The following is a 14447-nucleotide window of genomic DNA, read 5'->3' on the forward strand; positions in this document are numbered from 1 at the left end:
GACCTCCGGGAGAACCGCTGGCCACATGTTAGCGATCCGTTGGCGAGCCTTGATGTGATCTTCGCATCGGATCGGGTCCGACGGCGCGCGCGTATGCCGCGCTGACTCGGGGGAGTGTCGCCGCAGGCCTTGATCCGGGGACGCGAGAGGGTTCCGGTCGGCGGAGGTGATCGACCGGAACCCTCGTCCCGTATCCAGGACCGCTTTTCACAGTCCCGTTTGCCGCAGGGCCGTTTGCCGCAGGGCCGTTCTCAGATGATCGGCGGGCGTCCGAGGCGGGTGAGCTGCCAGACCGTGCGCCAGCGCATGGGCCGCCGCTCGCCCGCGGGCTCCCGCAGGCCCTCGACGAAGCCAGCGAACCAGGCCCGCAGCCCGGCCGCCGAACGGGCGCGCAGCAGGGTGATGAGTGTCCAGACACCCAGGTGGACCGGGATCAGCGGCAACGGCAGCCGGCGGCGGGTCAGCCAGACCCGGTTGCGAGCGGTGACCCGGAAGTAGACGGCGTGCCGCGCGGGCGAGGTGCGAGGGTGCCGGAGAAGCAGCTCGGGCGCGTAGAGGATCCGCCAGCCCGCGTCGGCGGCCCGCCAGGCGAGGTCCGTCTCCTCGTGTGCGAAGAAGAACTCGGCGGGCCAGTCGCCGATGTCGGCCAGCATGTCCATGCGCAGGGCATGGGCGCCGCCGAGGAAGCCGGTGACGTAACCGCCGCGCATCGGATCGGAGTTGCCGACCCGCGGCACGTGCCGCCGCTGGGTGGCGCCGTGCTCGTCGGCGATCCGGAAACCGACGATGCCGAGGCGGGGGTCGGCCGCGTACAGGTCGCGGACCTGCCGGAACACCTCGACGTCCACGAGCAGCCCGTCGTCGTCCAGCTCGACGACCACGTCCACGTCGCCGAACGCGCGCAGCCGGGCGAGGGCGACGTTGCGGCCGCCGGGGCAGCCGAGGTTCTCCTCGACCTCGACGGTGGTGACCTCGCCGGGCAGGTCGAGACGGCGGGCGAACTCGGGAAGCCGGCAGCCGTTGCCGACGATCACGATCCTGGTGGGGGCGAGATCCTGTTTGGCGACGGACCTGAGCAGGGCGTCGACTTCGTCGGGACGGTTCCCCATGGTCACCACGGCGACCCCGAGTCCCGGCTCCTGCATGGCCTTCACCCCATCCGGACGACGGCGGCTTTCGCACCTGCCCTCAAGGATGATTATTGTTCACCAAGGCGTCACCACTGGTCGGTCGATACTCCATAAATGGGCCCTGCCCCGCGGCGCCGGGCGCACCGTCGCATTCGCGTCACACCCACGTTCACGCGCGCCGTCACACCCACGTTCACGCGCCCCGTCACACCCCGTTCACACGCACCGTCACCCGCGCCTCGGACACGCCATGGAGCGCCTCCGAGGGGGCGAGGCTGCGCGGTAAATTGCCGGTCCATGCTCTGTGTTCAGGTCCTGGGACCGATCGGTGCCGACATCGACGGTGCACCGGTCCGCCTGGGAAGTCCCCGGCAGCGCGCGGTCCTCGCCCTGCTGGTGGCGAACCGCGGCCGGGTGGTGCCCGTCGACCGGCTCATCGACCGGCTGTGGCGGGGCCGGCCCCCGGAGAAGGCGGCGGCCTCCCTGCACGTCTACGTGTCCAACCTGCGCCGGGCGCTCGAACCGGGCCGGGCGCCCCGTACCCCCGCCGGTGTCCTGGTCAGCGTCGCCCCCGGGTACGCGGTGCGGTTGCCCGAGGACGCGGTCGACGCCTGGCGGTTCGAGGCGGCGGTGCGGCGGGCCCGTACGGCGCCTCCGGCCGAGGCCCGGCACCTGCTGGAGGAGGCCATCGGGTGGTGGCAGGGGGCGGCGTACGGCGAGTGGGCCGACGAGGAGTGGGCGGTCACCGAGGCCGCCCGGCTGAACGAACTGCACCTGACGGCACGGGAGCTGGCGATCGGGGCGACCCTCGCGTCCGGGGCTCCGGCGGAGGCGGTGCCGGCGGCCGAGGCGCTCGTGCGGGAGCACCCGCTGCGGGAGGAGGGCCGGCGGCTGCTGGCCCTCGGGCTGTGGGCCGTCGGGCGCCGCGCCGACGCGTTGGCCGAGTTGCGGCGCGCCGCCGCCGTCATGGCCGACGAGCTGGGTCTGGGGCTGGGCGACGCCCTGACCGAACTGGAGAACGCACTGCTGACGGGGCGGACCGAGGTCCTGCGCGCGTCGGTACCGCCGGCTCCGGTGCCGTCGGCTCCGGTGCCGTCGGCTCCGGTGCCGCTTCCGGCTGTCCCGCACATACCGTTCGCCCACACCGGGCAGGGTTCGGCCGGCGGGGCGGACGGCCAGGGGGTGACAGCCGGGGCCGCGCCGGAGCGGTCCGTACCGGCCCCGGACAGCGCGCCAGGGGGGTCGGACGCGGAGGTCGCCACGGCGGGGTCGGCGGGCGCCGAGGGCATCACGCCGGGGTCGTCGGTCGCGGGCTCCGGGACGGCTGTCGACGTCACGCCCGGCCGGTCCGGGGCGGTGCCGGCCGGTACGCCGGGGTCGTCCGCGGAATCCACGGTCACGGCCGGCGGGGTTCCGGCAGGCGAGGAGACTTCGGCGGGTGAGGAGTTGTTCGTGGGGCGGGAGGGAGAACTGCGGAAGCTGGACGAGGTCGCGCGCGACGCCCGGCGGGGCGGGGGCGTCGTCCTGGTGACCGGGGAGGCCGGGGCGGGCAAGTCGGCGCTGCTCGGCCAGTATCGCCGGCGGTTGCGGGAGCGGGGCTGGACCGTGGTGGTCGGCCGCTGCCCCGAGTTCGACGGCGCTCCCTCCGCCTGGGCCTGGGTGGAGGCGCTCGGCGAGCTCGCCCGCCGCGTGCCGCCCACCGACCCCGCCGCGCTCGGCGCCCTGCTCCAAGAGGCCGACTACGCCCACCGGGACGCCGGTGGCGAGGACGGCGCGGTCCCGGGTCCGGACGGTGGCAGGGCGTCGGCGGGGCGGTTCCGGCTGCACCGGGCGTTCGGCGCGTGGCTGCGGGAGGCCGCCGCGGGCGCACCGCTCGCGGTCGTCGTCGACGACCTGCACCGTGCGGACGGCGAGACGCTGGCGCTGCTGGAACGCGCCGCCGAGCTGGTCGGCTCCCCGGTGCTGGTGATCGCCGCGTACCGCCCGGCCGACGCGGCGGACCGGCTGACCAAGACCCTCGCCGAACTCGCCCACCGCTCGCCGTTCCGGCTGGCGCTCGGCGGGCTGCCGCTGCCGGACGTGGCCACGCTGGTCGGGGCGGTGTGCGGGGAGCCGGTCGACTCGGCCATCGTGACCGCGCTCGCCGAGCGCACCGGCGGCAACCCCTTCTACGTCCGCGAGAGCGCCCGGCTGCTCGCCGGTGAGGGCGCCCTGGTGGCGGTCTCCGAGGTGCCGCAGGGCGTACGGGACGTGCTGCGGCGCCGGTTGCGGCAGCTGCCCGAGGGGGCACCGGCCGTCCTCCAGCTCGCATCGGTGGTGGGCCGGGAGACCGAGGTCGGGGTGCTCGTCGAGGCCGCGGACCCGGCGCGGCACGGCGAGCACGAGGTGCTCGACGCCGTCGAGGCCGCCGTCGTGGCCGGGCTGCTGACCGAACCGGCGCCGGGGGTGGTGAGGTTCGCGCACGCGCTGGTCCGCGACACCCTCTACACCGACCTGGTCGGTGTACGGCGCGCACGGCTGCACGCCCGGCTGGCGGAGGTCCTGCGCCGGCGCCGGCCGGACGACCTGACGGCCCTCGCACACCACTTCGCGCGCGCGGCGAACGGGCGGACGGCCGCGCTCGCCGTCGAGTACTCGCTGGGGGCGGCCGACCTGGCCGAGCGGCGCTATGCCCACGACACGGCGGTCGAACTGCTGACGCAGGCGATCGAGTCCTTCGCCCTGATACCCGCCGGCACCGTGGACGACGACACCGCCGGCGTCGCCGGCGTCGGCGGCGGCGGCGGCGTCGGCGGCGGCGGCCGGGAGGGCCGGCTGGTCGCCCTGCTCGGGAGGCTGTTGCGGGCCGAGATACGGGCCGGGGCCATCATGGCGGCGCGGTACACCCGGCAGCGGGCGCTGGCGGCGGCCGAGGGGGTCGGGAAGGACGAACTGGCGGCCGCGGCCCTCGGTGCGTCCATGGGACCCGAGCGGTTGCCGGGCGGGGCCCTCAGCGGGCCGTGGGGGCTGGTCGGACCGGCGGCGGTCGACGCCTTCGTGGACCGCCTCCTGGCCCGCGCCGACCTGGACCCAGCCGTCCTCACCACCCTCCCCCACCAGGTTCCGGGTGCGGGGGGCAGCAGGGAGGCCGCCGACAGGTGGGACGGTGACGGTGAAGCGGGCGGGGTGGGAGCCGGTGTCGGGCCGGCACCCGGTGAGGCAGGGGCCGGTGGCGGGGCAGGGGCCGACGGCCGGGCGGATACCGATGGCGGGGCAGGCCCCGGCGGGGCCGGGGCGGATGCCGGTGGCGGGGCAGGCCCCGGCGGGGCCGGGGCGGATGCCGGTGGCGGGGCAGGCCCCGGCGGGACCGGAGCGGATACCGGTAGCGGGGCAGGCCCCGGCGGGACCGGAGCGGATACCGGTAGCGGGGCAGGCCCCGGCGGGACCGGAGCGGATACCGGTAGCGGGGCAGGCCCCGGCAGGACAGGGGCGGATACCGGTAGCGGGGCAGGCCCCGGCGGGACCGGAGCGGATACCGGTAGCGGGGCAGGCCCCGGCGGGGCCGGGGCGGATGCCGGTGGCGGGGCGGGTGCCGGTGGCTGCGCGGGTCTCGGTGGGGTGAGGGCCGGTGGCCGGGCGGAGGCCGGTGGTGGGGGTGGGCTTGAGGAAGGGGTGGCTCGGGGGTTGGCTGTTGCGCGGGCGGTGGGGGATCCGTTGCTGCTCTCCTCCGCGCTGACCGTCGCGTCCGTCGTCACGCCCGGCACGTTCCCGGACCGACGTGCGGCGCTGGCGACCGAACTGCGACTGCTCGGATACGCCCACGACCTGCCCGCCAACAGCTGGGTGCGGGAGCACATCGGGGCCATGGCCGCCGGTGCCCGCAACGACGTGGCGCAGGTCCGCCGGCACACCGAGGAGGGCCGGACCGTCGCCCGGCGGCACCGGCTGGCGGAGGCGGAGGTCATGAACCTGACCACCCTCGCCATGCTGGCCCGCGTCGAGGGCCGCTTCGCCGAGTCCGAGGCCGGCTACGCGGAGGTGCGCGAGCGGCTGCGTTCCCGCGGATCGCCGTACGGGGACCTGGTGCACGTCCTGGGGCTGACGACCGTACGGCTCGGGCAGGGCCGAGCGCGGGAGGCCGAACCGCTGCTACGGGCCCTGCTCACCGGCCCCGAACCGGAACCCACCGCCGAGCTCGCCCTCGGCGTGGTCCTGGCCCGGCTGGGCGAGCACGAGCAGGCGCACGCGCTCGGCCGCCGCACCGAGGCCGCCGTACCGCTCGTACCCGACCACCTGTACGGCATCGCCCTGTCCCTCCGTGCCGAACTGGCGTTCCTGCTGGGCGACATGACCACCGCGCTGGAACTGGTCCCGCTGCTGCTGCCGCTGCGCTCCCAGCTCGCCGGGGCCGCCAGTGTCTCCTTCACCACCCGGCCGTTCGCGCACTCGCTGGGCGAGTTGTACCGGCTGCTGGGTGATCGGACGGAAGCGGCACGGCAGTTCGCGCTCGCCGAGGACGTGGCCCGGCAGTGGGGCTCCCCGCACCTGGTGGCCGCGGTCCGGGCCGCCGCACGGGACACGGTCCCACGGAGATGACGGGACGGCGGCCGGGATCAGGCAAGGTGCCACTTCTGGTTGGACGTTCCGGCGCAGTCCCACAGCTGGAGCCGGGTGCCGTTGGCGGTGCCCGAGTCCTTGGCGTCCACGCACTTGCCGATCACGGAGTTGACCAGGTCGTGCGAGCTGTTGAGGTTGAACTTCTGGGCCCAGCCGCCGTTGCAGGTCGCCAGCTGGACGGTCGCGCCGTTGTCCTGGGAGGCGTTGGCGATGTCCAGGCACAAACCCATGGAGCGCACACTGCCGTCGGACTTGAAGACCCACTTCTGCCAGGCGTCGCCGTCGCACCCCCACAGTCGTAGCGGGGAGCCGTCCACGCCGGCGTGGGCGCTCACCTCGATGCACTTCGAGGACGCGTAGCCGGCGATCGCGTCACCGGGCGCGGTGGCCGAGGAGGCGGCGTGGGTGGCGGCCGGCCGGGACGTCGACGTGCTCGACTTCGTACCGCCGCTGCCGTTGCCGCCGCTGCTGCCGGCGGCGTGGGTGGACTTGGCGCCGGACGCCTTGTCCGGGTGGGCGGGGTCCGCGTCCGCGGACGAACCGCCGGTGGTGTGCGCGTCCTTGTCCTTGCCGGACTTCGAGCCCTTCGGGTCGTGCGCCGGGCGGTGGCTGCCGGACGCCGACGCGGACGCGGAGCCGGTGGGCCATGCCGAGGCGCCCTCGGTGAGCTGGGGGGCGGCGCCGTCACCGACGGCGGCGGCGTGCGGCGTGGCGTCGTCGTGCTGGGGCAGCGCGACGAACGCCGCGCTGCCGAGGCCGAGGACGAGCAGGACACAGGCGGCGACCACGGCTCCGACGACCCGCGCGCCGCGTTCCGGCCGGGCGTCCCCTGAACTCCCGTCATCCTGTGCACCGGCCTGCCCCACCGGACCGCCCGCCGACCGGAACAGCCCCCCGGCCCCACCTTCTGAGCCCACGGGCACCGACCCGGGAGCGGGGGTGGAGGCAAGCGGGGATGCGGGGGCCGACGTGAGCGCGGGAGTGGAGGCCGTCGTGGGTGCGGAGGTGAGGGCCGGCGTCGGCGCGGGCGTGGTCCCGCCGCTGCTCTCGGTCCCGGCACGGGACGGGGACCGTACATCGGCCGTCTCGGAGACGGCACCTGTCTCGGCAGCACCTTCGGACACCGGCTCGGAGACGGTTTCTGACTCAGGCCTCTCGGGCTCGGGGGCGTGCTCGGGCTCCCGCTCCGGTCCCGTTGCCGACTCCGGTCCCGTTGCCGACTCCGGCTCCGTTGCCGGTTCCGGGGCGGTTTCCTGGAGCCATGGCAGTGGCCGTTCCCAGACGGCCGGTTCCTCCGGTGTCTCCGGCTGTTCTGCGGTGTGCCCCATGTCTGCCTGCCCGTCTCCGCGTGTGATGTTCCCCGGCGCGCGAATCTAGGGGTGCGGTGAGGGGCGGCCCGCCGATCGCCGCGGACTCTGCCCCGCAGGACCGGAAACCCTTCCCCTGCGGGCCGGTGGGGTTGCTCGCGCAGTTCCCCGCGCCCCTACGGGGCGCGCTGCCGATCCCAGGCAACACCTAGGTTCCCCGAACCACCCCCGTAAGCCCGCCCGCAGCCCACACCCCCACCCGCACGGTCGCCCTGGCCTCCGCCCACACCCCCGCCGTCGCCCGTACCCTTCACCCACGCCCAAGCGGTCGCCCACACGCCCGCCTACACGCGCCCCGACTCACGCCCACGCGGTCGCCCACACCCCCGCGCACCCACATCCCCGCCCACACGCGCCTCTCCCTCTCCTACAGCGTTCCCGTGCGGAGGGCGAAGGCTACTGCGTGGGTTCGGTTGCGTAGGCCCAGGCGGTTCATCATGACGCTGACGATGCTTTTGATGGTGCGCTCGGAGTAGTTCAGCTTCTGGGCGATCTCCGTCGTCTCCAGACCCTCGGCGAGCAGCCGCAGCACGTCCACCTCGCGGGCTTCCAGACCGGACGCGGTCAGCCCGTGCGGCCCGAGCACCTCGCGCTGGACCGCCCGTACGTGGTCGACGAGCCGGCCCTGGACCGCGAGCGGCAGCGCGGCCCCGCCGTCGGCCACCGCCCGCACCGCCTCCGCGACCTTGTCGTACGTGGTCTCCTGGCGCCACATCACCCCGCGCAGGCCATGGTGCAGCGCCCGGAGCAGGTGGGCGTCCCCGATGTACCCGGTGACCAGCACGACCCCCATGCCGGGGTTGGCCGACCTGGCGGCCACCGACTCCATCAGCAGGACCGTCTCCTCGGTCACCTCCGGCGTGATCACGAGGACCACGTCGGCGTGCCGGTGCTCCTCCTGGGGCACCACCTTCAGGCCCGGGTACCTGCGCAGGCACGAGACCGCTCCCTCACCGGTCAACGGGTCACCGGCGAGGACCGCTATCGAGATCATCCCCAACGTTCTTGCTTTCCTTCCGGGAGTGGACCGTCGCTCACGAGCGGCGCGCGAGGATCGTCACCGGACCGCCTTAACGCCGACTTGGCGTGTACTTGGCGAAGCTGCCCCTCCGGCCAGGCTTCGCTGTCCGCGCGGGCGGACATCGGCCCGTGCGGCACGGACGCCGGCGGCCGCCTGCCTAATCTCCACGCGCGGACCCCCCGCGCGCACGCCACGAAAAGCCGGAAGCAGAAGAGAAGAGAGCACGTTGAGCACCGTCGTCGCCAAGCGCTCGCCGCGTGCCGAAGGCCCTCCGATGCCGGAGGGCCAGGTGGAACTGGCCGAGCCCCCGGTCCTCGGCGAACCGGCCACCGCCGACTTCGGCTCGGTGCTGACCTACCTGCCGATGGGCCTGGGCGCCGGGGCCATGGTGCTGATGTACTCGGTCGGCAGCGGCGGTACGTCCATGTACATGATGACCGGGATGATGGGCATCGCCATGGTCAGCATGACGTTGACCCAGATCGGCCGGCCCGGCGCGGAGCGGCGCCGCCGGATGCGCGCCGAGCGCCGGGACTACCTGCGCTACCTCGGTCAGAAGCGCGCACAGGCCCGGCAGGCGGCCGACGCGCAGCGCGCCGCGCTGCTGTGGGACAACCCCGAGGCGTCCGAGCTGTGGGCCCTCGCCGGCGGTCCCCGGCTGTGGGAACGGCGGCCCGGGCACGAGGACTTCGGCCGGGTCCGCATCGGTCTCGCGACCCGCCGCGCCGCCCTGGAGTTCCTGCCGCCGCAGACCCGGCCGGTGGAGGACCTGGAGCCGCTGTGCGCGATCTCGCTGCGCCGGTTCACCAAGGCCCACCAGACCGTGCCGCTGCTGCCCGTGCCGGTCTCGCTCCGGCGTTTCACCAGCGTCGAGTTCACCGGCGGGACGGCGGAGGCGGTGGCCCTCGCCCGGGCGATGCTCGGACAGCTGGCGGTCCTGCACTCCCCCGACGAGCTGCGGATCGCGCTGCTCGGCGACGAGGCCGCCCGCCAGGAGTGGGACTGGCTCAAGTGGCTGCCGCACAACGCCCATCCGACGGCCGAGGACGCGGCGGGGCCGGTACGGCTGGCCGCCGGGGACCACGACGAGCTGATGGACCTGTTCGGGCCGGACCTCCGCGACCGCCCCGACCACGACCCGGCCTCCTCGCCCAGCGTGGCCGAGCCGTTCACGGTGATCGTCGCCCAGGGCGTGCCCGTCCCCTCCACGTCGAGGCTGTCGGGCGGCGGCATCCGCGGGGTGGTGCTGCTGGACCTCACCGGCGCGGTGCCCGGCGGCCCCAAGGTGCTGCGGCTGACCGTGCGCGGCGGCCGGGTCGACTTCCCGAGCGGCACCGAGAGCGTGAGCGGCCGGGCCGACCGGCTGGGCCCCGTCGAGGCCGAGCACCTGGCGCGGGCGCTCGCCCCGATGCGCACCGGCGGCGTCGTCGACCTGGTGGACCGGCCGCTGGAGTCCGACTTCGACCTGGCCACCATGCTCGGCATCCGCGACGTGCGGAACTTCGACGTGGCGGCCAAGTGGCGGCCCCGGCTGGCCCAGGAGGCCCGGCTCAAGGTGCCGATCGGGGTCACCGAGGACGGTGAGGTCGTCGAGCTGGACCTGAAGGAGTCCGCGCAGGGCGGCATGGGCCCGCACGGACTGCTGATCGGCGCCACCGGCTCCGGCAAGAGCGAGCTGCTGCGCACCCTGGTGACCGGCCTGGCCGCCACCCACTCGTCCGAGATCCTGAACCTGGTCCTGGTGGACTTCAAGGGCGGCGCCACCTTCCTCAACATGGACCGGCTGCCGCACACCTCGGCCGTCATCACCAACCTCGCCGACGAACTCCACCTCGTCGACCGCATGCGGGACTCCATCAACGGCGAGATGATCCGCCGGCAGGAGCTGCTGCGGGAGGCCGGGTACGCCTCGCTCTACGAGTACGAGAAGGCCCGCGCCGCCGGGGCGGCCACCCTGGCGCCGCTGCCCTCGCTGCTCGTCATCGTCGACGAGTTCTCCGAACTGCTGGCCAGCAAGCCGGAGTTCGTGGAGCTGTTCGTCTCCATCGGACGGCTCGGACGCAGCCTCGGCGTCCACCTGCTGCTGGCCTCGCAGCGGCTGGACGAGTCCCGGATCCACCGGGTCGAGGGCCACCTGTCGTACCGGCTGGCGCTGCGCACCTTCTCCTCCATGGAGTCGCGCAGCGTGATCGGCACCTCCAGCGCCTACGAGCTGCCGTCCGCGCCCGGCAACGGCTACCTCAAGGTGGACACCACCAACCTGGTCCGCTTCAAGGCCGCTTACGTCTCCGGGCCCGCGCCCGCAGCGCCGGGTCCCGAGGAGACCGCCGGGCGGCAGGGCGTCGTACGGGAGGTGACCGCGTTCGGGCTGGAGCGGCACGGACCGCCGGCCGCGGACCAGGAGGCGGAGGAGGCCGCCCGGCTGGTCTCGCTCGCCGAGGAGAACCTGCGCGACCAGGAGACCGGGACCGCGGAGGAGGAGACCGACGGCGGCGAGGACAGCCTGCTGGAGGTGTTCGTCGGACGGCTGGAGGACAGCGGCCCGCCCGCCCGGCAGGTCTGGCTCTCCCCGCTGTCCGAGTCGCCCGGCCTGGACCAGCTGCTGCCCGGCATCGTGCCCGACGCCGACCGGGGCATGGGTGCCGCCGACCCGCACGTGCAGGGCGCGCTGCGCGTCCCGCTGGGCATGGTGGACCGTCCCTTCGAGCAGCTGCGCGAACTGCTGACCGCCGACCTGTCCGGCGCCGACGGCCACATCGGCCTGGTGGGCGCGCCGCAGACCGGCAAGTCGACCCTGCTGCGCACCCTGATGCTGTCCCTCGCCCTGACCCACACGCCCCGCGAGGTCCAGTTCTACTGCCTGGACTTCGGCGGCGGCGGTCTGGTCTCGACGGCCGGGCTGCCGCACGTGGGTTCCGTCGCCACCCGCCTGGAGCGCGACCGGGTGCTGCGCACGGTGGAGGAGCTGACCCAACTCCTCGAACAGCGAGAGCAGTTGTTCACGTCCCGGGGCCTGGAGTCGATGGCCGCCTACCGGGCGCTGCGCGCGGACGGCTCGGTCGACGACCCGTTCGGTGACGTCTTCCTCGTGGTCGACGGCTGGGCCACGCTCCGCCAGGACTTCGACGACCTGGAGCAGCGGATCATGGAACTCGCCGCGCGCGGCCTGTCGTTCGGTCTGCACGTGGTCGCCTCCGCGGTGCGCTGGTCCGAAGTACGGCCCCGGCTGCGGGACATGCTGGGCACCAAGCTCGAACTCCGCCTCGGTGACTCCATGGAGTCCGAGGTCGGCTCGCGGGCCGCAGCCGGCGTCCCGCACCGGCCGGGACGCGGTCTGACCGGTTCGGGCCACCACTTCCTGTCCGCGCTGCCCCGGCTCGACAGCTCCTCGCGCACCGACGACCTGACGGCCGCCACCAAGGCCGCGGTCGCCGAGATCGACACGTTCTGGACCGGCCCCCGGGCCCCCGGCGTACGGCTGCTGCCGACCCGTCTCGACGCCCGCCGGCTGCCCGCCCCCGCCGACACCCGCGACCTCAGGTTCTGCCTGGGCTGGGACGAGCAGCGGCTCGCCCCCGTCTGGCACGACTTCGGCGCCACCCCGCACCTGCTGGTCTACGGCGACGGCGAGACCGGCAAGACCAACGCCCTGCGGCTCGCCATCCGCGCCATCACCGCCCGCTACCGCCCCGAGGAGGCCAGGATCCTGCTGGCCGACCCCGGCCGCGGGCTCCTCAAGGACGTCCCCGAGGAGTACCGGGTCGGGTACGTCGTCGACAACGACGCCCTCGGCAAGCTCGCCGACAGCGCCGCCGTGTCCGTGGCCAAACGGGCCCCCGGCGCCGACGTCACCCCGGAGCAGCTGGAGAAGCGGGACTGGTGGACCGGCCCGCTGCTGTTCGTCCTCGTCGACGACTACGACCTGTTCGCCGGCGCCCCCGGCACGCCCTCCCCGATGATGCCGCTGGTGCCGCTGCTGGCGCAGGGCGCCCACATCGGGCTGCACCTGGTCGTGGCCCGCTCCACCTCCGGCGCCATGCGGTCCGTGATGGACCCGCTGATCCGCCGGATGTGGGAGCTCGGCAACCCGGCGCTGCTCTTCTCCTACCCCAAGGAGGAGGGCAAGTTCATCGGCGAGGCCAAGCCCCGCACCCTGCCCGCCGGCCGGGCCCAGCTCGTCACCCGGCGCACCGTCCAGCTCGTCCAGACCGGCCTGGTGTCGGCGGCGCCCGTCCCCACAGGAGCACGATGACCACCGCCGCACCCGTCACCGGGTCCGCCGCCGGATCCCCGACCGGATCCCCCACCGGTCCGGGCAGCACGTCCGCACCGCCCGTCCGGGCCACCGAGGTGTGCCGTCTCACGGTGGAGGCGCCGGCCGGCCGGGCCGACCTCGCCGTCCCGGTCACCACCCCGGTCTCCGCCCTGCTCCCGGTGCTGCTGCGCCAGGCCGTCGGCCCCGACCTCCAGGGCACGCCCTGGGTCCTGCAACGGCTCGGCGCGGACCCCCTCGACCCGGAGGCGACCCCCGAGAGCGCCGGGCTGCGCGACGGTGACGTGCTGCACCTGCGGCCGGCCGACGCGACGCTGCCCGCCCTGCACTTCGACGACGTCTCCGACGGTGTCGCGCACACCGTCGGCGCCGGACCCGGCCGCTGGCAGCCCGGACTCACCCGGCAGCTCGGTCTCGCCCTGTCCTGCCTGGCGCTCGCCGCGCTCGCCGCCACCCTGCTCGGCGCCGGCCCCGGACCGCTCACGTCGGCGGCAGCCGGGGCGGTCGCCCTGGTGCTGGCCGCGTGCTGCGCGGTGGCCGCCCGCGCGCGGGCCGACCGCGGCGGCGTCCTGGTCACCGGCGTGGGCGCGTTCGGCTTCGCCGCACTGGCCGGGGCGGCCCTGCGGGAGGGCCCGTCCGGCGGCTTCGCCCCGGGCACGACGGGGACGCTGCTGGCGGCCGGGTTCGTGGTCGCGCTGGCCGGCCTGCTGCTGGCGCTGGGCGCGCTGCCCCTCGTCGTACCCGGCACCGTGCTGCTCACGGCGGTCGCCGCCGCGATCGGCGCGGGACTCGCCCGGGCCACCGGGCTGCACGGGGTCCAGGCCGCCGCGGTGGTCGCGGTGGGCCTGTTCGTCCTCGGGCACCTGGCGCCCCGCCTCGCCCTGCGCACGGCCCGGCTGCGGGTACCCCAACTCCCGCATGACGCCGAGGAACTACAGCTCGACATCGAACCCGAGACCGGCGGGACGGTGGCGAACCGGGTCGCCGTGGCCACCGCCTGCCTCGACATGATCGGCATCTCCTCGGCGCTGGTGTGGGCGGTCGCCCTGTGGCTGCTCGCCGACCGCGAGCACGGCTGGGCCGGCTGGCTGCTCCCGGTCTCGCTCAGCCTGGCCGTCCTGCTCCGCGCCCGCGGCACCAACGGCACCCTCCAGCGGGTGCCCGCCGTGCTGGCCGGCGCCTACGGCCTCGGGCTCGTCCTCATCGTCCGGGTCGCGCCGACCGGCCCCGGCGGCCGGGCCGCCGTCCTCGCGGTGCTCCTTGCCGCCGCGCTGCTGCTGCTCGTCGGCGCCTGGCGGCTGCCGCGGGCCCGGCTGCTGCCGGTGTGGGGGCACTTCGGCGACCTGCTGGAGACCGTCACGGCGATCGCGCTGCTGCCGCTGCTGCTCCAGGTGCTGCACGCGTACGGCTACTTCCGCGGTCTCGCGGGCTAGGGACGGCGGGATCCATGCAGACGCGACGCGATCACGTACAGGCCTACCAGTTCGCCATGGGCCGGCTCGCCTCCGCCCTGGTCAGCGGCGACCCCGGCCGGGGCGACAGCCCGACCCGGCGGTCCGCGCTCGGCTCCGTCTTCGGGGTGGGCGCGGCGGTACTGCTGTGCGCCGGGTTCGGGGTGTACGGGCTGATCTCACCGGCCGCCAAGGACGACTGGCGCAAGGACGGGGCGATCGTCCTGGAGGAGGACACCGGGAACCGGTACGTGTACGCGCGCGGTGAGCTGCGTCCCGTACGCAACTACGCCTCCGCGCTGCTCATCGCGGGCGGGCGCACCGCGCCGCGGACGGTGTCGGCGACATCCCTGGCGGGGATCCCGCACGGCACCCCGGTCGGCATCCAGGGCGCACCGGACACCGTCCCGGACGCGACCGCACTGGCGACCGGCGCGTGGGCACGGTGCCTGGCGGCACAGGGCCCGGGGGGCACGGGGACGGAGAGCACGGGCGCGGGGGGCACGGGCGCGGGGGGCACGGGCGCGGACCGCCGGGTCGGGCTGTCGACCCGGCCGGGGTCGCCGCTGACCAGGGCGGAGGCGAGCCGGCCCATGGCGAACTGGTAGC

At 75.1% G+C, this 14447-nt stretch carries 7 protein-coding genes; 4 read left to right on the forward strand and 3 right to left on the reverse strand.

The genetic code is table 11. The features are described from left to right. Window positions 1-251: 251 nt before the first annotated feature. Window positions 252-1145, reverse strand: a complete 894-nt coding sequence (locus MB828_RS38245) for a glycosyltransferase family 2 protein (protein ID WP_133023295.1) — start codon at window positions 1143-1145, stop codon at window positions 252-254. A 282-nt stretch (window positions 1146-1427) separates the two neighbouring features. Here MB828_RS38245 and MB828_RS38250 point away from each other — a divergent pair, with 282 nt between their 5' ends. Beyond that, on the forward strand, window positions 1428-5705 hold the full coding sequence (locus MB828_RS38250; RefSeq protein ID WP_301652172.1) for a BTAD domain-containing putative transcriptional regulator: 4278 nt from the start codon (window positions 1428-1430) through the stop codon (window positions 5703-5705). A gap of 17 nt (window positions 5706-5722) precedes the next feature. On the opposite strand, the gene MB828_RS38255 is transcribed toward MB828_RS38250, so the two are convergent. Beyond that, entirely contained in the window at window positions 5723-6514 is a 792-nt protein-coding gene (locus tag MB828_RS38255; protein ID WP_301652173.1) for an RICIN domain-containing protein, read from the reverse strand. 946 nt (window positions 6515-7460) lie between these two features. Further along, window positions 7461-8087 (reverse strand): response regulator transcription factor, encoded by a 627-nt coding sequence (locus MB828_RS38260; RefSeq protein WP_301652174.1) that lies wholly within the window; start codon window positions 8085-8087, stop codon window positions 7461-7463. 253 nt (window positions 8088-8340) lie between these two features. On the opposite strand from MB828_RS38260, the gene eccCa reads away from it, so the two are divergent. The 3 genes from eccCa to eccB are packed head-to-tail and all read left to right on the forward strand — an operon-like array spanning window position 8341 to window position 14446. Beyond that, window positions 8341-12366: a type VII secretion protein EccCa gene (gene eccCa / locus MB828_RS38265; protein WP_301652175.1), complete on the forward strand. Its 4026-nt coding sequence runs from the start codon at window positions 8341-8343 to the stop codon at window positions 12364-12366. Next, window positions 12363-13820: a type VII secretion integral membrane protein EccD gene (eccD, locus tag MB828_RS38270; RefSeq protein ID WP_301652176.1), complete on the forward strand. Its 1458-nt coding sequence runs from the start codon at window positions 12363-12365 to the stop codon at window positions 13818-13820. Before eccCa ends, eccD begins: the two co-directional genes overlap by 4 nt. A gap of 14 nt (window positions 13821-13834) precedes the next feature. Continuing rightward, on the forward strand, window positions 13835-14446 hold the full coding sequence (gene eccB, locus MB828_RS38275; RefSeq protein WP_301652177.1) for a type VII secretion protein EccB: 612 nt from the start codon (window positions 13835-13837) through the stop codon (window positions 14444-14446). The last annotated feature ends 1 nt before the right edge of the window (window position 14447 follow it).

Origin of the sequence: Streptomyces arenae (assembly GCF_022343545.1) — a bacterium.
Lineage (GTDB): Bacteria > Actinomycetota > Actinomycetes > Streptomycetales > Streptomycetaceae > Streptomyces > Streptomyces humi.

Bases quoted from the DNA above. Each gene is read 5' to 3' on its own strand.
- MB828_RS38245 (WP_133023295.1), bottom strand. From the start codon at position 1,145: ATGCAGGAGCCGGGACTCGGGGTCGCCGTGGTGACCATGGGGAACCGT.
- eccB (WP_301652177.1), top strand. From the start codon at position 13,835: ATGCAGACGCGACGCGATCACGTACAGGCCTACCAGTTCGCCATGGGC.
- eccD (WP_301652176.1), top strand. From the start codon at position 12,363: ATGACCACCGCCGCACCCGTCACCGGGTCCGCCGCCGGATCCCCGACC.
- MB828_RS38260 (WP_301652174.1), bottom strand. From the start codon at position 8,087: ATGATCTCGATAGCGGTCCTCGCCGGTGACCCGTTGACCGGTGAGGGA.
- MB828_RS38250 (WP_301652172.1), top strand. From the start codon at position 1,428: ATGCTCTGTGTTCAGGTCCTGGGACCGATCGGTGCCGACATCGACGGT.